Annotated in this window: 23 protein-coding genes and 1 other RNA gene; 7 read left to right on the plus strand and 17 right to left on the minus strand. The window is 40.3% G+C overall.

The window, feature by feature from the left end:
* Nucleotides 1–131: 131 nt before the first annotated feature.
* The 5 genes from QP439_RS01245 to QP439_RS01265 form a co-directional block, all read right to left on the minus strand.
* The gene (locus tag QP439_RS01245; RefSeq protein ID WP_000094601.1) at nucleotides 132–1,466 is read right to left on the minus strand and encodes an Nramp family divalent metal transporter; all 1,335 of its coding nucleotides are present in this window, start codon (nucleotides 1,464–1,466) and stop codon (nucleotides 132–134) included.
* Between the two features lie 397 nt (nucleotides 1,467–1,863).
* Nucleotides 1,864–2,211, minus strand: a transfer-messenger RNA (tmRNA) gene (ssrA, locus tag QP439_RS01250).
* 61 nt (nucleotides 2,212–2,272) lie between these two features.
* Nucleotides 2,273–2,908: an SGNH/GDSL hydrolase family protein gene (locus QP439_RS01255; protein WP_000290665.1), complete on the minus strand. Its 636-nt coding sequence runs from the start codon at nucleotides 2,906–2,908 to the stop codon at nucleotides 2,273–2,275.
* Nucleotide 2,909: 1 nt separating this feature from the next.
* Nucleotides 2,910–3,737, minus strand: coding sequence for an HAD family hydrolase (locus QP439_RS01260; protein WP_285387185.1), 828 nt, complete (start codon nucleotides 3,735–3,737; stop codon nucleotides 2,910–2,912).
* Between the two features lie 21 nt (nucleotides 3,738–3,758).
* Entirely contained in the window at nucleotides 3,759–5,084 is a 1,326-nt protein-coding gene (locus tag QP439_RS01265; RefSeq protein WP_350224139.1) for a CapA family protein, read from the minus strand.
* Nucleotides 5,085–5,258: 174 nt separating this feature from the next.
* Here QP439_RS01265 and def point away from each other — a divergent pair, with 174 nt between their 5' ends.
* Both def and rlmB read left to right on the plus strand, forming a co-directional pair.
* Nucleotides 5,259–5,870, plus strand: a complete 612-nt coding sequence (gene def, locus QP439_RS01270; protein ID WP_001272937.1) for a peptide deformylase — start codon at nucleotides 5,259–5,261, stop codon at nucleotides 5,868–5,870.
* Between the two features lie 44 nt (nucleotides 5,871–5,914).
* Nucleotides 5,915–6,643 (plus strand): 23S rRNA (guanosine(2251)-2'-O)-methyltransferase RlmB, encoded by a 729-nt coding sequence (gene rlmB, locus QP439_RS01275; protein WP_045611907.1) that lies wholly within the window; start codon nucleotides 5,915–5,917, stop codon nucleotides 6,641–6,643.
* 39 nt (nucleotides 6,644–6,682) lie between these two features.
* Here rlmB and trxB read toward each other — a convergent pair whose 3' ends face one another.
* The 7 genes from trxB to QP439_RS01310 all read right to left on the minus strand — a co-directional run bounded on the left by trxB (nucleotide 6,683) and on the right by QP439_RS01310 (nucleotide 11,035).
* On the minus strand, nucleotides 6,683–7,594 hold the full coding sequence (gene trxB / locus QP439_RS01280; RefSeq protein WP_000272298.1) for a thioredoxin-disulfide reductase: 912 nt from the start codon (nucleotides 7,592–7,594) through the stop codon (nucleotides 6,683–6,685).
* Between the two features lie 65 nt (nucleotides 7,595–7,659).
* Nucleotides 7,660–7,884, minus strand: coding sequence for a DUF4059 family protein (locus QP439_RS01285; RefSeq protein WP_000926599.1), 225 nt, complete (start codon nucleotides 7,882–7,884; stop codon nucleotides 7,660–7,662).
* Between the two features lie 77 nt (nucleotides 7,885–7,961).
* Nucleotides 7,962–8,705: an amino acid ABC transporter ATP-binding protein gene (locus QP439_RS01290; RefSeq protein ID WP_000590982.1), complete on the minus strand. Its 744-nt coding sequence runs from the start codon at nucleotides 8,703–8,705 to the stop codon at nucleotides 7,962–7,964.
* Entirely contained in the window at nucleotides 8,705–9,505 is an 801-nt protein-coding gene (locus tag QP439_RS01295; protein WP_001103445.1) for an amino acid ABC transporter permease, read from the minus strand. The genes QP439_RS01290 and QP439_RS01295 overlap by 1 nt, the downstream gene beginning before the upstream one ends.
* Nucleotides 9,506–9,662: 157 nt before the next feature.
* Nucleotides 9,663–10,019 (minus strand): arsenate reductase family protein, encoded by a 357-nt coding sequence (locus QP439_RS01300; RefSeq protein ID WP_000889083.1) that lies wholly within the window; start codon nucleotides 10,017–10,019, stop codon nucleotides 9,663–9,665.
* Between the two features lie 12 nt (nucleotides 10,020–10,031).
* The gene (locus QP439_RS01305; protein ID WP_033681377.1) at nucleotides 10,032–10,541 is read right to left on the minus strand and encodes a methylated-DNA--[protein]-cysteine S-methyltransferase; all 510 of its coding nucleotides are present in this window, start codon (nucleotides 10,539–10,541) and stop codon (nucleotides 10,032–10,034) included.
* Entirely contained in the window at nucleotides 10,541–11,035 is a 495-nt protein-coding gene (locus QP439_RS01310) for a GNAT family N-acetyltransferase (RefSeq protein WP_000405856.1), read from the minus strand. Before QP439_RS01310 ends, QP439_RS01305 begins: the two co-directional genes overlap by 1 nt.
* Nucleotides 11,036–11,169: 134 nt before the next feature.
* Here QP439_RS01310 and QP439_RS01315 point away from each other — a divergent pair, with 134 nt between their 5' ends.
* Both QP439_RS01315 and trhA read left to right on the plus strand, forming a co-directional pair.
* On the plus strand, nucleotides 11,170–11,616 hold the full coding sequence (locus tag QP439_RS01315) for a DUF1836 domain-containing protein (protein WP_285387199.1): 447 nt from the start codon (nucleotides 11,170–11,172) through the stop codon (nucleotides 11,614–11,616).
* Nucleotides 11,613–12,260: a PAQR family membrane homeostasis protein TrhA gene (gene trhA / locus QP439_RS01320; protein ID WP_084926627.1), complete on the plus strand. Its 648-nt coding sequence runs from the start codon at nucleotides 11,613–11,615 to the stop codon at nucleotides 12,258–12,260. The genes QP439_RS01315 and trhA overlap by 4 nt, the downstream gene beginning before the upstream one ends.
* Before the next feature lie 20 nt (nucleotides 12,261–12,280).
* On the opposite strand, the gene pdxT is transcribed toward trhA, so the two are convergent.
* From pdxT to nox, 3 genes are all read right to left on the minus strand, one after another.
* Nucleotides 12,281–12,862 (minus strand): pyridoxal 5'-phosphate synthase glutaminase subunit PdxT, encoded by a 582-nt coding sequence (gene pdxT / locus QP439_RS01325; protein ID WP_285387202.1) that lies wholly within the window; start codon nucleotides 12,860–12,862, stop codon nucleotides 12,281–12,283.
* Nucleotides 12,863–13,738, minus strand: coding sequence for a pyridoxal 5'-phosphate synthase lyase subunit PdxS (gene pdxS, locus QP439_RS01330; protein WP_000138517.1), 876 nt, complete (start codon nucleotides 13,736–13,738; stop codon nucleotides 12,863–12,865). It lies immediately after the preceding gene.
* A gap of 152 nt (nucleotides 13,739–13,890) precedes the next feature.
* A complete protein-coding gene (gene nox, locus QP439_RS01335; RefSeq protein WP_143951900.1) occupies nucleotides 13,891–15,270 on the minus strand; it encodes a H2O-forming NADH oxidase in 1,380 nt (459 codons plus the stop codon).
* Nucleotides 15,271–15,578: 308 nt separating this feature from the next.
* On the opposite strand from nox, the gene QP439_RS01340 reads away from it, so the two are divergent.
* From QP439_RS01340 to QP439_RS01350, 3 genes are read left to right on the plus strand one after another with little or no spacing between them, the layout of a single operon-like run.
* Nucleotides 15,579–16,502 (plus strand): FAD:protein FMN transferase, encoded by a 924-nt coding sequence (locus QP439_RS01340; protein WP_070527952.1) that lies wholly within the window; start codon nucleotides 15,579–15,581, stop codon nucleotides 16,500–16,502.
* A gap of 59 nt (nucleotides 16,503–16,561) precedes the next feature.
* Nucleotides 16,562–17,167 carry an NADPH-dependent FMN reductase gene (locus QP439_RS01345; RefSeq protein WP_000915951.1) on the plus strand — a complete coding sequence of 202 codons (606 nt, stop codon included), beginning with the start codon at nucleotides 16,562–16,564 and terminating at the stop codon, nucleotides 17,165–17,167.
* A gap of 18 nt (nucleotides 17,168–17,185) precedes the next feature.
* On the plus strand, nucleotides 17,186–18,430 hold the full coding sequence (locus QP439_RS01350; RefSeq protein WP_285387219.1) for an NAD(P)H-dependent oxidoreductase: 1,245 nt from the start codon (nucleotides 17,186–17,188) through the stop codon (nucleotides 18,428–18,430).
* A 218-nt stretch (nucleotides 18,431–18,648) separates the two neighbouring features.
* On the opposite strand, the gene QP439_RS01355 is transcribed toward QP439_RS01350, so the two are convergent.
* Together QP439_RS01355 and glyS are read right to left on the minus strand one after the other, a co-directional pair.
* Nucleotides 18,649–18,906, minus strand: a complete 258-nt coding sequence (locus QP439_RS01355) for a DUF896 family protein (protein WP_000371299.1) — start codon at nucleotides 18,904–18,906, stop codon at nucleotides 18,649–18,651.
* A gap of 42 nt (nucleotides 18,907–18,948) precedes the next feature.
* Nucleotides 18,949–20,985, minus strand: a complete 2,037-nt coding sequence (glyS, locus tag QP439_RS01360) for a glycine--tRNA ligase subunit beta (protein WP_285387221.1) — start codon at nucleotides 20,983–20,985, stop codon at nucleotides 18,949–18,951.
* Between the last annotated feature and the right edge of the window lie 15 nt (nucleotides 20,986–21,000).

The following is a 21,000-nucleotide window of genomic DNA, read 5'->3' on the forward strand; positions in this document are numbered from 1 at the left end:
TATCATCATAACTCAATTTCATAATAAAACACCCCAAAAGTTAGATTTTTTCTGTCTAACTTTTGGGGTGCAGTACAAAATCTTGGGTATCTTTTTTCTTATATGCTTGTTTTATAACTCGGGTGAATTTCTTAGAAAATATCAAATAACAATTTCACATTGAGAATTGTTAAGATAATGGAAACGATATAGCCAAGGATGGTATTCCATTTGGCATTGGTAAATTCTCCCATCAGTGATTTCTTAGAAGTTAGATAAATCAGTGGGAAGATTGAAAATGGAAGAGCAATCGAAAGAAAGACTTGTGAATAAACCAATAACTGATCTAATGTTTTTTCCTGATGACCAAACAGAACCGCTACAATCATGACAGGCAACAAGGCAAAGAGACGAGTTGCCAAACGAATGAACCATTGAGGTAATCTCATATGCAAGAAACCTTCCATAACGATTTGTCCAGTCAAGGTACCCGTAATTGTCGAATTTTGACCACTGGCTAATAAAGCCAAGGCAAACAAGGTTGATAAGGTCGAGCTAGCTATAGCTCCTGCAATAGTAGAATCCTGCAAGGCATTATACATTTGAGAGAAGGCAGAAATCTCAGATGCATGGCCGAAAAAGAGAGCCGCCCCGAGAATTAATAGAAGGGAGTTAACCACAAAGGCCAAGGATAATTGGAGATTTGAATCCCAGGTCATAAAGCGCACGGCTTTTCGAACATCATTCTTGTCCTTGTGATTGATTTTCCGAGTTTGTGACAAGGAAGAATGCAAATAGAGGTTATGGGGCATAACCGTTGCTCCCACGATCCCTAGTGCCAAGGTTAATTGACTTTCATGCCCTGGCAAGGGACTTTCAAATAAGGTTGCATTCGGTAGATAACCCTCAACGATTCCTTGGAAGCTTGGATGTGACAAAGCTACCAGATAGGTAAAAATTGCTAGAATGGTTAAAATCAGTGTTGTCACAATAGCTTCAATCTTCTTAAAGCCAAATTTCATCAGAAGCAATAAGAGAAAAACATCCAACACGGTCAAGAGAATTGCTATCATAATCGGAATCTTAAAGAGAAGATTGAGAGCAATCGCTGAACCTAGAACTTCTGCCAGATCTGTCGCCATCAAGGCTAATTCTAAAATCACCCATAGACTATAACGAAGCCATTTAGGTGAATGATGAGCCGTTGCTTGAGCCAGGTCCATCTGGGTTACAATACCAAGCTTTCCTGCCATCTGCTGAAGTTGCATGGCAATGAGAGATGAAATCAAGATAACAAACAAGAGACTATACTTATAGGAAGCACCACCGACTACACTGGTAATCCAGTTTCCTGGATCCATATAACCAACTGCGACAAGAGCACCCGGACCTAAAAAGGCATTTAAATTTTGCCAGAAATGATTGTTATTTGGAGTATCGATAGATTGATTAATCTCAGAGAGTGACACTTTTTTATGAGAAGACATAGATACTTACCTCTTTCTAAACCTACTTTTTCATTATTTTCTATTAGAGAAAAATAAGATTGACTTTAAACTATTAAAACAATGAAAACTATATGAAAAACATTTAGTTTTTTCATTATTTTTCTTAAGGTACCTTAATATTTTTCTTAAGGCACCTTAATTATAACACAAAAATGAAAACTATATGAAAAACATTTAGTTTTTTCATTATTTTTCTTAAGGCACCTTAATTATAACAGAAAATATGATAAAAACTTAAGAAAATTCAGGACTTGATTTAATATTTAGGATACAACAAAATGTTGTATTCTTTTTTTGCAAAAGAATACCAAAGAATAAAATAAAAAACGTTGTAAAAACAACGTTTTAGAAAGATTTACAAAACAATGTAAATTATCAATGGAGCCGGTGGGAGTCGAACCCACGTCCAAACATCTGCTAACATATTTGTCTACAACCATAGGTTATGTATTCGTTTAACAGTCCCTCGACACATAACTCAAGCCTAGAAACCGCGAGTCTATCAATCTCTTATCAAGCCGCTAGACAAGACTTGATCGTATCTCGCTAATAATAAGACCTGTCATTGAACACGAGCAATCCAAATCGGGTCACGCCTGCTGGTTTTTAGGCAGCTAGAGCGTAAGAAGTGTTATTTTTTGCAGTTATATTTAACTGAGCGTTTACGTCGCCACACGAGTCGCAAAATATGCCTCATAATGCCTGTCGAATCCGTAACGACCCCAAAAGACAATAAAACCATTATACCTTATCTAACACAAAAATGCAAAAAGGAAAGCAATTAACTACAAAAGATAGTCTTTCAAAGATTTTGTCAAAACCTGATAACCAGCAACACTAAGGTGCAACCCATCAGTTGTATAATCTTTTTTGAGTTGACCTGCCTGGTCTGTCAAACTATCAAAAACTGGCACAAATTCTACCTGCATATAGGCAGAAGCAAGCTCTTGATAGGCTTGATTCCATTTCTGAATTTTTTCATTCGTGCGGATATAGACTGTCTGCTTGTACTCTTCTCCCTCATTGACTGGCAAAATAGAAAGCAATTTAATCTCAGTCAATGGATAATCGCGAGCAATGGATTGTATGATAGCTTCGAGGTTATTGAGAGCCTCATTCACAGGCACATCTTTTCCGATATCATTTGTCCCAATCAAAAGGACAATTTTATCTACTGCCCCACCGTACAGATGCGCATCTAGATTTTCTAATAACAGCCCTGTCTGATACCCTCGAATGCCTCGATTGACAATCGTCTTTGAAGTCCCAAATAGTTCCTGCAGAGGATAGTATTCGACAATGGAATCCCCAATAAAAAGAATGTCTGGCTCTACAACAGAAACCTGATTTAAGTGACGATACTTGGTTTGGATTTTTTCTTGTTCCTTCAGTAACCAATTTTCTAATAACTGTACTGCCACTTCATTCTCCTTTTTCTAACCAATTTTCCAAGACTTGGTAAACTCCTCCTTGGCTGTTAGCTGGTGCTAGAGCAGTCGCCACAGCTTTGGCTTTCTCATCAGCATTTTCCATCGCATAGGCAATTCCAGCCATTTCAAGCATTTCAACATCATTTTCACTGTCACCAAAAGCCATGATTTGTTGGGAGTTCAAGTCCCAGCGCTTGAGTAATTCTTCCAAGCCCCATGCTTTATGAATTCCAGCTTGAAGGATATCAATGCAACCATAGCCACTCGATACAGCCCGAACACGGCCATCAAAGAGGTCATTGATTTCTTCCAAGACCGAACTCAAACGTTCCTCACCAACAACCATACTCATCTTGAGCACACCACCAAAGAGGTCAGAGGTTAATTCGTCCACAAATTGCATCCGTTGGTAGAATTTTTCAATCATTTCTGGAGTCATAAAACTTTCAAGGTCTGTAAAAATCGTACCTTCTTTGACGAAACCACCCTTCATAGACGTTACAACAAACTGATCCTGACACGCTCGACCCTTAAAATGAGCCAAAGCCTTATCGACAATGGCATCATCCCAAGTCTGAGCCTGAATCAGTTCATTGTTTTCAAAAATACGAGCACCGTTTGCAACAACCAGAACCACCCGATCGACCAAGTGCTCCAGTAGTTGCCTCATTCGATGAATTTCATTCCCAGTCGCAATGACAAAACGAATACCCCTTTGATCCAACTGATCTAAAATCTTTTCCAAACGTGGGAGATCAAGCTGGCCTCTAGCATCCAGCAAGGTCCCATCCATATCTGTCGCAATTACTTTAATAGTCATTTACTTCCCTCTGGATTCAAACTAATCCCACTTCAATCCTACATGTTCGTTCATTTCTTTATATGCTGTATCAATTCGCTCCTTAGTCACTTCATCTAACTGATCACGATGATTACCACCCTCGATAAAATCTTCTAAGATATAGGTTTGGTATAGGAATAGTGGATAACCTTCTGGAGAATAGGTTCCTTTTGGTGTACGGTTTACCCAAGAAGGATGCGCTTTGGCAGTTTCGATTGTCGTCTTACCGGCTTTTTTCTTAACAGTCACATCCATGAGCACGCCACGCTCTGTCCACTTAGCATTCTCTTCATCTTGCATGGTTTCAATTCGTTGATTAGAAATAAAGTTCCCCATTGAATAGATAATGAGTTTCTTGTCTCCATCTTTTTCAACCGTTTCAGATGGTTCTACAACGTGAGGATGCCCTCCAAAGATAATATCCGCTCCCCAATCAATCATCTTGTGATAAAGAGCCTTTTGTTCTTCAGTTGGTTCCAAGCGATACTCAACACCCATCTGAGGCATGATAATGGTGATGTCTGCTTCCTTCTCTGCTCGTTCAATTTCAGCCTTCATCTTGTCTTCATTTAAGTCTGAAAGATAGCGGTTATAGTCTTCTTGAGAAATACTTTGCTCAATTCCATTAAAACCATAAGAATAGGCCAAAAGTGCAACCTTGATACCATTCACTTCCTTAATTACAAGAGGAGCTTGATCACGTGACTCATGCGTATACACTCCAATAGGTGTCATTCCTGCCTTCTCAATAGCATCTGCTGTTGAAACCACACCTTCTATTTGTGAATCTAGGATATGATTATGCGCCAAGTCTAGCACTTGATAACCAGCATCCTTGATGGCATCCATGACTTCTCCAGGTGCATTAAATAGCGGATAACCTGCCAAATAGTGGTCCTTGTTAACAGTACCTTCAAAATCACCTATAATCAAGTCTGCTTGTTTGAGCCATGGTTTCACATAATCAAAATTTTCATGAAAATCATAGGTCCCGTCTTCTTTTAAGGCAGAACGATAGATAGGAATGTGATAGAGGAGGTCCCCGTTGGCCATAATTCTAGCAGTCTTTTCCTCTTCCTGATCTTTGGAGTTTTGATTAGTCTTATTTGCTTCTTGAGAAATGGTATCCTTTTTTTGACTGGTCAAGGGGATTCCTTGGAAACTTTCAAACAACAAGACCAAGCCCATTGATAAAGCAACAGCTAGCAAGAGTATCGCAACAAATCCCTTATTGCTCCACTTTCGATAACTCCTAAAAAAGTTTACAGAACTCCTCATAAAACGAAAAACTGGTCCACGTTTATGTCTATCTTGTCTTCTTTGCATCTTTATTCTCCCTACTTTCTAATGCAAGCCTTTTCTTTTTATTATATCACAGATAAGTAATTCTTTCACAATTGAATTGAATCTACTAGGCATTTTCTATAAAAGCTAGATGCCGTAATGCTTTCAATCCTTGTCATTTTGTGATATCATGTAGAGGTAATGAAAGGAGAGAAAATGTCTGCTATAGAACGTATTACAAAAGCTGCTCACTTAATTGATATGAAAGATATTATCCGCGAGGGAAATCCAACTCTACGCGCGGTTGCTGAGGAAGTCACTTTCCCCTTGTCTGACCAGGAAATCATTCTCGGTGAAAAGATGATGCAATTCCTCAAACATTCCCAAGATCCTGTCATGGCTGAAAAGATGGGGCTCCGAGGTGGTGTTGGACTTGCTGCTCCTCAATTAGATATCTCAAAACGTATTATCGCTGTTTTGGTACCAAACATTGTTGAAGAAGGTGAAACTCCGCAGGAAGCCTACGACTTACAAGCCATTATGTACAATCCAAAAATCGTCTCTCACTCTGTTCAAGACGCTGCTCTTGGCGAAGGAGAAGGTTGCCTCTCTGTTGACCGCAATGTGCCTGGCTATGTTGTTCGCCATGCTCGCGTTACTGTTGACTACTTTGACAAGGACGGCGAAAAACACCGTATCAAGCTCAAAGGCTACAACTCCATCGTTGTTCAGCATGAAATTGACCACATCAACGGAATCATGTTTTACGATCGTATCAATGAAAAAGACCCATTTGAAGTTAAAGATGGTCTACTGATTCTTGAATAAATAAAATCCCGTTGCAAGACGGGGTTTTGTGTTATAATAGAGGCATGAAAACAAATGATATTGTCTATGGCGTCCACGCCGTTACCGAAGCCCTCCTTGCAAACACAGGGAACAAACTTTACCTCCAAGAAGATCTCCGAGGTAAGAATGTTGAGAAAGTCAAGGAACTGGCTACAGAAAAAAAAGTATCCATTTCTTGGACTTCAAAAAAATCCCTCTCTGAGATGACTGAAGGTGCTGTCCACCAAGGTTTCGTTCTACGAGTATCCGAATTTGCCTATAGCGAACTGGACCAAATCCTTGCCAAAACACGTCAAGAAGAAAATCCACTTCTCTTGATTCTGGATGGTCTTACTGATCCCCATAATCTGGGTTCAATCTTGAGAACAGCCGATGCGACCAATGTTTCAGGTGTCATCATTCCCAAGCACCGTGCTGTCGGAGTTACTCCTGTCGTTGCAAAAACAGCCACAGGTGCTATTGAGCACGTTCCAATTGCCCGAGTGACCAATCTTAGCCAAACTCTGGACAAACTCAAGGATGAAGGGTTCTGGACCTTTGGAACGGATATGAACGGTACTCCTTGCCATAAGTGGAATACAAAAGGGAAAATTGCCCTCATTATCGGAAATGAAGGAAAAGGCATCTCTAGCAACATCAAAAAACAGGTCGATGAAATGATTACCATTCCTATGAATGGACATGTTCAAAGCCTTAATGCCAGTGTTGCTGCAGCCATTCTCATGTACGAAGTTTTTCGAAATAGACTATAAAAAAAGTTTCCAGTCATCTGATTGGAAACTTTTTTATGATTAACTATGTTCAGTGATAAACTTGTAAGCTTCTTGACCAGCGATTGCTCCATCTCCAACTGCTGTTGTTACTTGGCGAAGGTCTTTCAAGCGAACATCTCCAACTGCAAAGATACCGTCAACTGCAGTTTTCATGTGGTTATCTGTCACAATCCAGCCAGCCTGATCTTGGATATTTAATTCTTTAACAAAATCGCTAAGAGGATCCAATCCAACATAGATAAAGACACCACCGAAGGCTTGTTCTGTCACTTGACCTGTTTTCACATTTTCAAAAACGACAGATTCTACTCTGTTTTCACCCTTGATTTCCTTCACTACAGAATCCCAGATAAAGCTGATTTTCTCATTCGCAAAGGCGCGGTCTTGTAAAACCTTTTGGGCACGAAGTTGGTCACGACGGTGAACAATGGTAACAGTCTTAGCAAAACGAGTCAAGAAGAGGGCTTCTTCGACAGCTGAATCTCCGCCACCAACTACCAACAAATCTTGGTCACGGAAGAAAGCACCATCACACACGGCACAGTAAGAAACACCACGACTGTTCAGTTCTTCTTCTCCAGGTACTCCCAAAGGACGGTGTTTAGAGCCAGTCGCTACGATAACGGTACGAGTTTCATATGTTTGGTCATCAGTCATCACTTTCTTAAAATCACCATGGTCTTCGACATTTTCAACATAACCATAAATGTGCTCAACACCAAGATTTTCAAGCGGTTCAAACATCTTTTCTGCCAATTCTGGCCCACTAATATTAGCGTATCCAGGGTAATTTTCAATATCAGATGTATTATTCATCTGACCACCTGGCAGACCACCTTCAATCAAGGCTACTTTCAGATTGCTTCGAGCAGCATACAAGGCTGCAGTCATACCTGCAGGTCCAGCACCGATAATAATAGTATCGTACATATAGTTTCCTTCTTTCTTGTTGTAACTATCTTTATTCTAACTCTTTCTTGTCAATCACGCAAGGATTATGCCTTGAAAACAAGAATTAAACTCATAACCGCAAAGGATAATACTGGAACAACCAAAACACCAATCATAATCATATCATAGAGATGGGCTTGGCGAGCCTTGGCTGTCTTATCAACTCCCGACATGGCTCTCAGTCCAATCCAAATCCCTAAAAAAATCAGGACGAGGATGGTGGTCAAGATCAAACTCTCGAAATATAAAGAAAATAGTTGCAGTAGCATGATTTCTCTCATTTCTATCTTTTTTAAAGAGTAAACTCAGCTAGTCCAGCTAACTGAGTTTTTCTTTATCTATTATATCAAATATAAGTCCGTTTGTAACTAGCGAAGAATTCTTTTGTTCGCTCTTCTTTAGGATGGTGGATAATCTCATCCGGTGTTCCAGACTCAATGATTTTCCCCTTATCTAGGAAGAGAATCTTATCCGCAACTTGAGCTACAAAGGACATGTCATGACTAACCAAAATCATGGTTTGACCTGACTTAGCAGCATCTGCAATAGACTTCTCTACTTCACCAACCAATTCTGGGTCAAGGGCTGAAGTTGGTTCGTCCAAGAGTAAGACATCTGGTTTCATGGCAAGAGCACGCGCCAAGGCAACCCGTTGCTTCTGTCCACCTGATAAATGTCTAGGGTAATGGTTCTCACGGTCAGAAAGCCCAACCTTAGCCAACTCTTCCTTGGCAATCTTAGTCGCTTCTTGGTCAGACAATTTCTTGACAACAACCAAGCCTTCTTTCACATTATCAAGTGCTGTTCGGCGTTCAAACAAATTAAACTGTTGGAAAACCATAGACAACTTACGGCGTAGGGCAAGGATTTCTTCTTGAGTGATTTTAGAAAAATCAACTGAGAAATCATCAATCTGAATAGAGCCACTGTCAGGTGTTTCAAGATAATTGAGACTACGAAGGAAGGTTGATTTTCCAGCTCCTGAAGAACCAATCAAGGCTACAACTTCCCCTTTTTGAATATCCAAGTTCAGATGATCCAAGACAGTCTGTCCTGAAAAGGATTTGCTTAAATTCGAAATCTTAATCATTAACGAAGGTCTCCTTTCACATCTGTTTGCACTGTATCGGGTGCAGAAATAGCCATTTTTCTCTCGATGAAACGACCAAGGCTTTCAATTCCGATATTGACTACCCAATAAACAAGGGCAACGGAGATAAAGCGTTCAAAGTAGCGGTAATCAGCTCCACCCAAAATCTGAGCTTGGGCAAAGACTTCCACAACACCCGCACTAAAGGCTAGAGAAGTTCCTTTGGTCAAGCCGATTAGGGAATTGATTAAGGTTGGAGTCGCCACAACGGCCGCATTTGGAATAATCACGCGACGATAAACTTGCGCTCGGGTCATCCCCAGACTGCGTGCCGCCTCAATCTCACCAGGATTGACTGAGAGAATGGCTGCACGAATGGTTTCACTAGCATAAGCTGCTTCATTAAAGGCAAAGGCGACAATTGCAAAAGCAGCGGCTGGAATCGCATTGATATTGAAACCAGTTCCCCATTGCTGATTGAGAGCTTTCAAAGCCAAAGGAATTCCGTAGTAGGTCAACATGAGTTGCACCAAAATCGGTGTCCCTTTTAAGAAGCTAACAAAGAAGGCCTGCAAGGGGTATAAAATTTTGACACGATTGATCTTCACAATGGCAAAAAGAAGCGCCAAAACCAAGCCAAAAAGAGCACCACCAATGGTCAACATAATCGTTATTGGAAGTTGTTGGACAATTCTCGGGATTCCATCAAAGACCGAACGCAAGCTAAAAAGCTTGCCATCCGGAATCAATTGCATCAAGTTTTGGTACCAATCTGATGCTAAAATCGTTGTAACATTCATAAAAACATCCTCTCCTGATAATGATTCATTCTACCATACTTTTGCCGTCAATGAAATTATTTGCTACGGTCAGGTACAGACTTTGTCTACCTACTAGTTTATCATACTTTGAAACAGGGAGGTTATATATTTTATCTATCAAAGAGATAGATAAAAACTATTTCAATCCCAATTCTTCATAAGCTTTTCGATAACCGATTTGCTTAACAGTTCCATTTTCTACTAAAATGGGGCGTTTTAACAACATACCGTCGCTTGCTAGCAACTCAGCTGCTTCTTGGTTTGACAGACTTCCTACCTTATCTTTCAGCCCCAATTCACGGTATTTGATCCCACTGGTGTTGAAAAATTGCTTCAACTCAAAACCCGAGGTTTCTAGCCAGTTTAAAATGACTTCTTGGCTAGGTGTTTCTTCAACGATATGGATGGCTTTATAGTCCACACCGAGTTGGTTTAATTCTTGTTTTGCTTTTTTACAAGTTGAACATTTTGGATATTCGATAAATTCTAACATGTCTTTCACTTTCTATTTTATATCTTTAAAATCTGCGCCTTCATGCTCCAAGAGCCAAGCTTTCTTTTCCACTCCTGCAGCATAACCTGTCAGACGCTTGCCAGCTCCCAGCACCCGATGACAAGGTACTAGGATAGACCACGGATTGCGTCCTATCGCTCCACCAATTGCTTGAGCAGAATCCACTTGTAGCTCTTGGGCTATTTGTCCATAGGTCACTGTCTGACCATAAGGAATTCCCTGTAGATAGGACCAAACTCGCTTTTCAAAATCCGTTCCGATTGGAGCCAAGGGCAAGTCGGATAAATCCTGAGACTTGCCTTTAAAGTAATCATCTAAGCAAGCAATAACTGGATCTAAAATTGGATGACTAACAACTGCTTCTATCGTCTCATCTCCTAGTCCTCTCTCAAAATGCTTCTGCTCCTGCACCCAAATGCCATACAGATATTGCTCGTCGGCAACCAAAGACAAGGTTCCTATTGGCGAAAAGTAGAGCATTTTTACGTACATCTTTTGCATTATTTCTTTAATTTTTGATAGGCCAAGCGTTCGCCATCAACAGGCACTTTACCAACCTGTTTAAAACCAAGTTTTTCAAAAATATGCTGCATGACCTTGTTTGCAACATGCGTATCTGAGCGAAAATCTAGATAGTCAAAACCTTCAATCAAGCCCTCTAAGAAGGTTTGAGCAACGCCCTGTCCCTGTACATCTGCTGCCACAGCAATACGGTGAAAGACTAGGTACTCTGACTCCCCAGCTTGCCAGTTTCCTTCATAAATGGCTTCATAGGCTGCCTCTGGACTCTTGGTCACAGCTGCATAAGCTAGTAATTCTCCCTCTTCCAAGGCTACATAGGCTTGACCTGAGATAATATCCTCAATAATAATATCAGCATTTGGATAACCATTTTGCCACTGGTCACTACCAGCATCTGCTAAACATTTTTTAGCATCCTCCATCACCTGCATGATGGTATCTACTTCATTTGGAAAAGCTAAACGAATTTCCATCTTTTCTCCTCATTTCTGACTAGTTTCTCCCATCATAGCATAATTTAAGTCTTTCTACAAGCAGTTAAAACTTGACTTTCTATTTTTATTATTTTATAATCTAGTTATTAAAACTAGATAAAAAGGAGTTGAAAATGAAAACTACCTTTTCCTACCCCAAATGGGCAGAAATTCCAAACATCGACCTCTATCTGGACCAGGTTTTGCTCTATGTCAATCAGGTCTGCGCCCCTATTTCTCCTGATAAAGACAAGGTACTAACAGCATCTATGGTCAATAATTATGTGAAACATGGTTACCTGACAAAGCCTGACAAGAAAAAATACCAACGCCAACAGATTGCCCGTTTGATTGCTATCACAACCCTCAAGTCGGTATTCTCTATTCAAGAAATAGCCCAGACACTTAATACTCTACAAAGTCAAGTAAGTTCAGACCAACTCTACGATGCTTTTGTAAACTACATGAACCAAGGAATTGATCCAGCTAACCCCATTATCCAAAGTAGCTGCCAAACCGTTAAACTCTATCATCAAACTCTAGCCTTAATCGATCATACTCAAGAGGAGGTAATCCAATGAACACTAGTCTTAAACTCAGCAAACAACTCAGTTTTGGAGAGGAGATTGCTAATAGCGTGACCCATGCCGTAGGTGCAGTCATCATGCTCATCTTACTCCCCATTTCATCCACCTATAGCTATGAGGCACACGGATTTTTATCATCTATCGGCGTCTCCATATTCGTTATCAGTCTCTTTCTCATGTTCCTCTCATCCACCATTTACCACTCTATGGCCTATGGTTCGACCCACAAATATGTCTTGCGAATCATTGACCATTCTATGATTTATGTTGCCATTGCTGGCTCTTACACGCCCGTCGTATTAACCTTGATGAATAACTGGTTTGGCTATCTAATTATTGCCATCCAATGGGGAACAACCATCTTTGGTATTCTCTATAAAATCTTTGCTAAAAAAGTCAATGAGAAATTTAGCCTTGCTCTTTACCTGATTATGGGCTGGTTGGTTCTAGCTATCATTCCTGCCATTATCAGTCAAACAACGCCAATTTTCTGGAGTCTCATGGTAAGCGGTGGACTCTGTTATACAGTTGGGGCTGGATTTTACGCCAAGAAAAAACCTTATTTCCACATGATTTGGCATCTCTTTATCCTAGCAGCATCTGCCCTCCAATACATCGCCATTGTTTATTACATGTAAAAAAGTTGAGAAATTCAATCTCAACTTTTTTCTTTACACATATTGATAAAGTACTGGTGCAAGCGCACATCATCAGTCAATTCTGGATGAAAAGAAGTTACCAACATATTTTTTTCTTGGGCTGCAACGATTTGATTATCAACTGTTGCTAGAATTTCTACACCCTCTCCAACACTGCTGATAATCGGACCACGGATAAAGGTCATTGGAATCTGACCGACTCCCTTACATTCTGCTTCCGTATAGAAACTTCCTAGTTGGCGCCCATAGGCATTGCGCTCGACCACCATATCCATAGTTCCTAGATGACTCTCTTCCTGAGAAGTAATTTCTTTAGCCAGCAAAATCAAGCCTGCACAGGTTCCAAAGGCTGGTAAACCAGATAGAATGGCTTCTCGAATGGGAATCAGCATGTCCTGCTCACGTAAGAGCTTGCCCATGGTTGTAGATTCCCCACCAGGTAATATCAAACCCGACAAATCACTCTGATGTTTCTGAAAATCTTCTAAATTTCTGATTTCAACACTCTCGACACCTAATCGATCTAGCACTTTTGCATGTTCTGCAAAGGCCCCTTGCAAGGCCAATATTCCGATTTTCATCTATTTTCCTCGCTCTGCCATGAGAATTTGAATTTCATTTTCATTAATACCAACCATGGCTTCGCCTAGATCTTCAGAGATTTGAGCTAGGATTTGAGGATTACGGAAGTTAGTTACCGCTTTGACAATGGCACTCGCTCGTTTAACAGGATCGCCTGATTTGAAAATACCTGATCCAACAAAAACACCCTCTGCCCCTAATTGCATCATCAGCGCAGCATCTGCTGGCGTTGCAACGCCTCCAGCTGCAAAGTTTACAACAGGCAATTTTCCATGTTCATGGACGTATTGAACCAATTCTACAGGGACTTGTAAGTCCTTGGCGGCAACATAAAGCTCGTCCTCACGTAAATTTTGAATGCGGCGAATTTCCTGATTCATCATACGCATATGGCGAACAGCTTGAACAATGTCTCCTGTCCCTGGTTCTCCTTTGGTACGAATCATAGAAGCACCTTCAGCGATACGACGCAAGGCTTCACCCAAATCCTTAGCCCCACAGACAAAAGGAACTTGGAATTCTTTCTTATCCACATGAAAACGGTCATCAGCTGGAGATAAAACCTCACTCTCATCGATATAGTCAATTTCAATGGCCTCTAAAATCTGAGCTTCAACAAAATGTCCGATTCTGACCTTGGCCATCACTGGAATGCTAACTGCTTCTTGGATTTCCTTAATCATCTTTGGATCACTCATACGGGAAACCCCACCAGCTGCACGAATATCAGCTGGAATCCGCTCCAAAGCCATAACAGCAGCCGCACCAGCAGCCTCTGCAATACGAGCCTGTTCAGGATTTTGCACATCCATGATAACACCGCCCTTGAGCATCTGTGCCAAGTTTTTATTTAGTTCATAACGATTTTCAGTCATTTGTTTTATCCTCATTATTTATATTGGTAGCTACCATTTCATTTTAAGTTAGATTAGAATGAATCACAAGATAAAAATAATGTAATTGTATGGGTACACATTGATTAAAAAACTATCTGACCTTAACTTAAGGACAGATAGTTCATCAAATTTTATTTTTCAGCTGTAAGTGCAGCCATTGTGATGTAGTTATATGGTTTGTTAAAGTGTGGCAAGAAGAATAGGTCTGTCAATGCCAATTTATCAATTGTTACATGCTCTTGGATAGCAAGTGAGAACATGTGGATTCCCATGCTGATTGCAGAATCGTGTGAAACCATTTGTGCACCAAGAATTTCACGGCTATCTTTGTCAAAGACAATCTTGATGGCAACTTCATGGTTGTCATGCTTCATAAATTCTGGTTTTTGAAGATCGTTAAAGCCTGTTTCAGTTGCGTTGTAACCAGCAGCTTTAGCTTTTTCAAGAGTCAAACCAGTTGAAACCATGTGAAGACCGTAGATTGAGATACCATTTGAACCTTGAACACCAATTCCTTCCAATTCATGTCCACAAGCGTTGTATGCACCAACGATACCAGTACGAACAGCATTTGAAGCAAGAGCGATGTAGCTAGTGTCTTTACGAGCGTTGTCATAAACAGTCGCACAGTCACCTACTGCGTAAACGCCTGGGATAGATGTTTCTTGTTTCTTGTCTACAAGGAAGGCACCGTTACGGAAGAGTTCAATTTTTCCATCAGCAAGGGCTGTGTTTGGACGGAAACCAACTGCAAGGATAACCATATCCACATCGAAAGTTTCTTTATCAGTAATCAAGCGTTCAACTTTACCGTCACCCTCAATTGCTTTAACAGTTTGACCAAGCGCCAAGCGGATGTTGTGGTCTTCCAAGTTCTTCGCCATCATTTGAGTGAAGTCTTTGTCGTAGTATCCGTTCAAGACAGTATCTACGATGTCAACAAGGACAACTTCTTTTCCAAGACGCTCAAAAGCTTCAGCAAGTTCAACACCGATGTATCCACCACCAACAACGGCGATACGGTCAAGGTGTTGGCTCTTGTCAGCCAATTTATGAATCACTTCTTCAGCATTTTGGTACAATTTAACGAATTGTACATTTTCAAGAGTTGCTTTAAATTCACGGTTTCCTTTAACAATTTCAACACCTTCGATTGGTGGCAAGATTGGTGTAGAACCTGTAGCGAAAATCAATTTATCGTATGATTCTTTGTGCTCTTTCCCTTCAACTTCTGCTGTAACTACTTTGTTATCATAGTCGATTGAAAGAACTGGTGAATTCATGTATACCTTAGCACCTTTAGCTTCCAATTTTTCTTTATCAGAATAGAACAAGCCTTCAGCACCGTCAATTTGTTCACCAATCCAAAGAGCCATTCCACATCCTAGGAAAGAGATGTTAGAGTTCTGGTCAAATACAACGATTTCGTTCTCATTTCCAAAATTATCCAACATAGTATTAATACATGCTGTACCAGCGTGGTTAGCACCAACTACAACGATTTTACTCATAGAAAAATTCCTACCTTCAATTTTAAATTTACCTTTCTAGTATAACATTTACTGTTAGCGTTTACAAGAGTTTAGCTAATTTTCCCGTTTTTTTTGTAAAAAAATGTAAATAATCTGTATTTTATCAGTCTTTCTTACAATTACTCTTTATTTTCTGAGCATATTTCTTGACAAGTTTACAAATTTTATTTGTGAAAACGCTGACTTTATGGTATGCTAGTATCATGAAAAGAAAATGTAAGGGGTTAAATTTAATATAAATTTACTATATTTCAGTCTTCTTTTCATAAAAGAAAGGAGTTGGTAGCTTGCCTCTTAGTTCACATTCCGAACGGCTAATGGGGACTACTATCACTATTTCATTAGTAGATGAGCGAGCCGATAGCTTGATCCAGAAATCCTTTGATTTACTCAGAGAGCTCGAATACCGCTTCAATGCCAATAGCCAAGAATCTGAGTTGATGGAAATCAATCATCAAGCTGGAATAGCCCCCGTCAAGGTTCATCCAGACCTGTTCGAACTGATTTCACTTGGATTAGAGCATAGCCTCGCGCCATCTAGCCATCTCAATATCAGCATTGGTCCCTTGATTCAAACCTGGCGTATCGGTTTTTCAGATGCCAAAGTTGCCCAGCCTCAAGAAATCGAATCAATTCTCCCTTTAATCAATCCTCATTATATCGAGTTAGATTCTTCTACTTCTACTGTGTTTCTAAAACAGAAAGGAATGAAGATAGACCTAGGTTGTTTAGCCAAGGGTTATAGTGCGGATAAAGTTGCTCAATTTCTGAGAAAAGAGGGAGTGACATCTGCCTTGATCAATCTGGGAGGGAATATCCTGACTATTGGAAAAAATCAGGCAAGAGGGGATCAGCCTTGGCGAATTGGGATTCAAGACCCAGCCAATCCGAGGGGAAATCACTTAATGACCATCCCTGTTGTCAATAAATCTGTCGTGACTTCAGGCATTTATGAACGTCACCTGACTGTCGATGGAAAAGATTACCATCATATTTTTGACAGCCAAACAGGTTATCCTGTTGAAACGGAACTAGCGAGTCTAACAATCATCTCTGATAAATCAGTTGATGGTGAAATCTGGACAACTCGTCTATTTGGAGAAAGACCTGCTTCTATCCTCTGGCAAGTCGAAAGTTTGGAGGGCATCGAAGCTATCCTCATCGATAAGGAAGGTCACCTAAGCTGTTCTTCAGGAATTCCTACTCTATAGAAACAAATGTTTCAATGGAGTTTTAAAATTGTATTATGTAAAAAGAGAAAGGAAATCTCATGTTAAAACTTATTGCTATTGTTGGAACAAATTCAAAACGTTCTACAAACCGCCAATTGCTTCAATACATGCAAAAACACTTTGCTGAAAAAGCTGAAATTGAACTTGTTGAAATTAAAGACATTCCTGTCTTCAACAAACCAGCTGACAAGCAAGTACCTGCTGAAATTTTAGAAATTGCTGCTAAAATTGAAGAGGCAGATGGCGTTATTATTGGTACTCCTGAGTATGACCACTCTATCCCAGCTGTTTTGATGAGCGCTCTTGCTTGGTTGTCTTATGGTATCTATCCACTTTTGAACAAACCAATCATGATTACAGGTGCTTCATATGGTACGCTTGGTTCATCACGTGCCCAATTACAACTTCGCCAAATCTTGAATGCCCCAGAAATCAAAGCAAGTGTCCTTCCAGATGAATTCTTGCTTTCACATTCTCTTCAAGCCTTCAACCCAAGTGGAGACCTAGTGGATCTTGATGTTATCAAAAAACTGGATGCTACTTTTGACGACTTCCGTATCTTTGTAAAAATCACAGAAAAATTGCGTAACGCACAAGCACTACTTCGCAAAGATGCCGAAGACTTTGACTGGGAAAATTTGTAAGATAGGAGACCAAAAAGAATGAAATTTGTTGGACTTGTAGGATCAAACTACGATCAATCATATAACCGTAAACTCTTGGAATTCATCCGTCGTCACTTCAAACTCAAATTTGAATTAGAAGTTCTTGAAATTGATGAAGTTCCAATGTTTAACCAAGACGAAAAATGGGACGAAAGTTTCCAATTACGTTATTTATATAACAAAATTACACGTGCTGATGGTGTTATCATTGCTACGCCTGAGCACAACCATACAATCTCAGCTTCTCTAAAATCTGTTCTTGAATGGCTTTCATATGAAGTTCATCCATTTGAAAACAAACCAGTCATGATTGTGGGTGCTTCTTACTACGACCAAGGTACTTCTCGTGCCCAAGTTCACCTTCGTAAGATTCTTGACGCTCCAGGTGTCAATGCCTACACTCTTCCAGGAAATGAATTCCTTCTTGGTAAAGCTAAAGAAGCTTTTGATGTTAATGGAAATATCACGAATGAAGGAACTGTTAATTTCCTTGAAACATGCTTGGACAACTTTGTAAAATATGTGGGAGTCGTTTCAAAATTGAAAAAACCAAAACCAATTGAGCCAGAAGATTTATATTGTACAAATTCAATTGCAACTACCATCCAAGGTGTTGATCCAGATGATCCTGAATGGGTAGAAAAAGCTGCTGAACTTGTTGGAGCTGTTTCTGGAGATACTTACGTTAAATTAGACCACGGTATCTTGACAGTTAACCAACTTGATATGTTCTTGAAAGCAATGCCATTTGAATTGACATTTGCAGATGATAACAATCAATTCTTGTACTTTAATAACGCCCACCAAGACCCAGATACAATGTTTGGTAAACGTGTACGTGCTCAATCAGGAAATAGATTAGGAACAGTACACGGTACATTGCCTGATTCTAGAATGAAAAACGTTGAATGGGTTGTCGGCGTATTGCGTAACGGGGATCAAGAATATGTCCGTACAATTGTGCCAGGAACACCTGAAGGTGTTATTAATACCCATAATTACCAAGCAATGTACTACCCAGATGGTTCATATGCTGGAATTAATGAAATTATCTTTAATTTCCAACCATGGCTTGACTGGTACCTCAATACAACTGGTCAACGTTTAGTCGGTGGAAATGCTGCAGCTCCTGCTGGCGGACATGGTCACGGCGATGCAGATGCTACATCTGGAGCTTCTGATGCAGGTGATGCCGGTGGTCACGGTGGTGGCGCAGACGCTACATCTGGCGCAAGTAACTAATAACTTTAGGAACCATCTTGGTTCCTTTTTTAACGAAAAAAGACTAGCAAACACAAATTGCTAGTCTTTTGGTTATTATTTCATCTATCCTTCTTAAAAGAAAGAATACTTATACTCAATGAAAATCAAAGAGCAAACTAGGAAGCTAGCCGCAGGCTGTACTTAAGTACGGCAAGGTGAAGCTGACGTGGTTTGAATTTGATTTTCGAAGAGTATTATTATGAATTTGGGTCATCGAGACTGCGGCCATGTAAACCTTTTTCACGTTGGACTTGACGTAGTTTCTCTGGTGTAACATCATTTCCTTCTTCGTCCACAATTTTGATCCCTTCGATGTGGTGACGAACAGTGCGACGATAACCTTCTATGTACTCCTCACGTAGTTTGGCTTGTTCTACTTTTTCTTCTGGGGTCAAGCCTTCTGTTTTTTTCTTTTTGGCAAGCTCGTTAATACGATCAATTTTTTTAGGATCCATGTTTCTCTCCTTTATGATAAGATTTAGTCCGTTTATCAAATTTTATTTAGTGTTAATTTGGTTAAAACGAGCAAGCTTAGCTGCTTTTTGAGTTAAATGAGACAAGATAGCCAAGCGATTTTGACGGACTGCTTCATTTTCAGCCATAACCATGGTATTCTCAAAGAATGCATCAATGACTGGGCTAAGAGCAAAGAGTTGTTTCAATTGTTGACTGGCAGATCCTGATAAAACGAGTGTTTCTACTGCTTCTGCCAAGGCTTTTTCTTGGTCATTTTCAAAGAGTGCTGAATCAACTGTAGCTACTCCTTCTGCCTTCTCAGCCAAGTTAAAGGCACGAGAAAGTGATTCAACAGAAGGTTTGAAGTCTTCTTCCTTGCTTGCTTCTACGAGAGCACTTGCTGCTTCCAACATATCTGCCACAACAAAGTTCGAACTTGCAAGTACAGCTTCCTTAATATCTTTTGGAGTAGAGCCCATCATCTTATCAACACGAGCCTTGATAAAGTCCATAACCTCTGCTTTATTTTCATAAGTCAAGCTGTCAAATGTTAAAGCATAAAGGCTATCGATCAGCTCATCCATAGCAATGTGCCAACCAAAAGCATCCAAGATACGAACTACACCTTGAGTTGCACGACGAAGAGCATAAGGGTCATTAGACCCTGATGGAATCAAACCTACTGAGAAGAAGCTCAAAATCGTATCCAATTTGTCTGCAATGGCAAGCACTGCGCCGACCTTGCTCTCTGGAAGTTCTCCTTCAGCTGAAGTAGGCATGTAGTGTTCACGAATAGCAGCTGCCACCGCTGGAGTTTCCCCAGCAAGAAGGGCATATTTCTCACCCATAATTCCTTGGAGCTCGTCAAACTCACCAACCATACCTGTCAACAAGTCAAACTTGTAAATGGCTGCTGCACGGGCTAAGTCAATCGTTTCATCCGCTGACAAGCCTGCCTTTTCAGCCAAAAGTACAGCAATCTGACCCGTACGAATCATGTGCTCACGAAGGGAACCAATCTTCTCATGGAAGGTTACATTGTTTAATTTTTCAACAAGATCTGAAATGACCAATTTTTGATCTTCACGCCAGAAGAATTCACCATCTTCCAAACGAGCTACCAAAACTTTTTCATTTCCTTTGATGACATTTTCCAAATGCTCTGCGTTTCCGTTACGGACTGAAATGAAATTTGGCAAGAGTTTACCATCTTGATCACGAACAACAAAGTAACGTTGGTGTTCTTTCATTGAAGTCACCAAAACTTCTTCTGGAACTTCAAGGTATTTGGCATCAAAACTTCCCATAAAAGCAGTTGGGTATTCAACCAAGTTCAAGACTTCATTCAGCAAATCAGCATCAATTTCGATACGTACACCATGTTTTGCCTCAATTTCCTTGATTTGGTCAACAATCATTTGCTCTCGTTCACGTGGATCTGCTATTACAAATTGTGCACGAAGATCTTCTTCATAGCTCAATGCTGACTGAATTTTGGTTTCTTTCCCCAAGAAACGATGACCACGGCTCACACGACCTCCCTTGATATCAAGGAAATCCAAATCAAATTCTTGCTCATCCAAAAGAACAGTTAAAGTGTGTACAGGGCGGATATACTCAAAAGTGTTGTTAGCCCAGTGCATGCTGACAGGGAAGGTCAATGACTTCAAGACGTCTACTACACCTTGAACAATGTTCTCAACTGGTTGGCCCACTTCTTCCTTGGTAACATAGACATATTCTTCACCCTTGATTTCACGGAATTCAATATCTTCAACTGTCAAGCCTTTCCCACGGACAAATCCTTGAGCTGCTTTGGTGAAGTTTCCATCACTATCCAAGGCAATTTTCTTTGCTGGACCCTTGAAATCTTCTGTCAAATCAGACTGTTTGTCTGCAAGACCAGTCACACGAACAGCCAAACGACGTGGTGTTGAGAAGGTTTGAATAGCTTCAAAAGACAGGCGATTTTCTTTGAGGAAGGCTGCCATTTTTTCGCCCAGTTGTTTTTCACTTGGTGTGACAACATAGGCTGGTAATTCTTCAAGACCGAGTTCTACTAATAAGTTTTTTGTCATGTTTTTTCCTTTACA

Origin of the sequence: Streptococcus sp. UMB1203 (assembly GCF_030217725.1) — a bacterium.
Lineage (GTDB): Bacteria > Bacillota > Bacilli > Lactobacillales > Streptococcaceae > Streptococcus.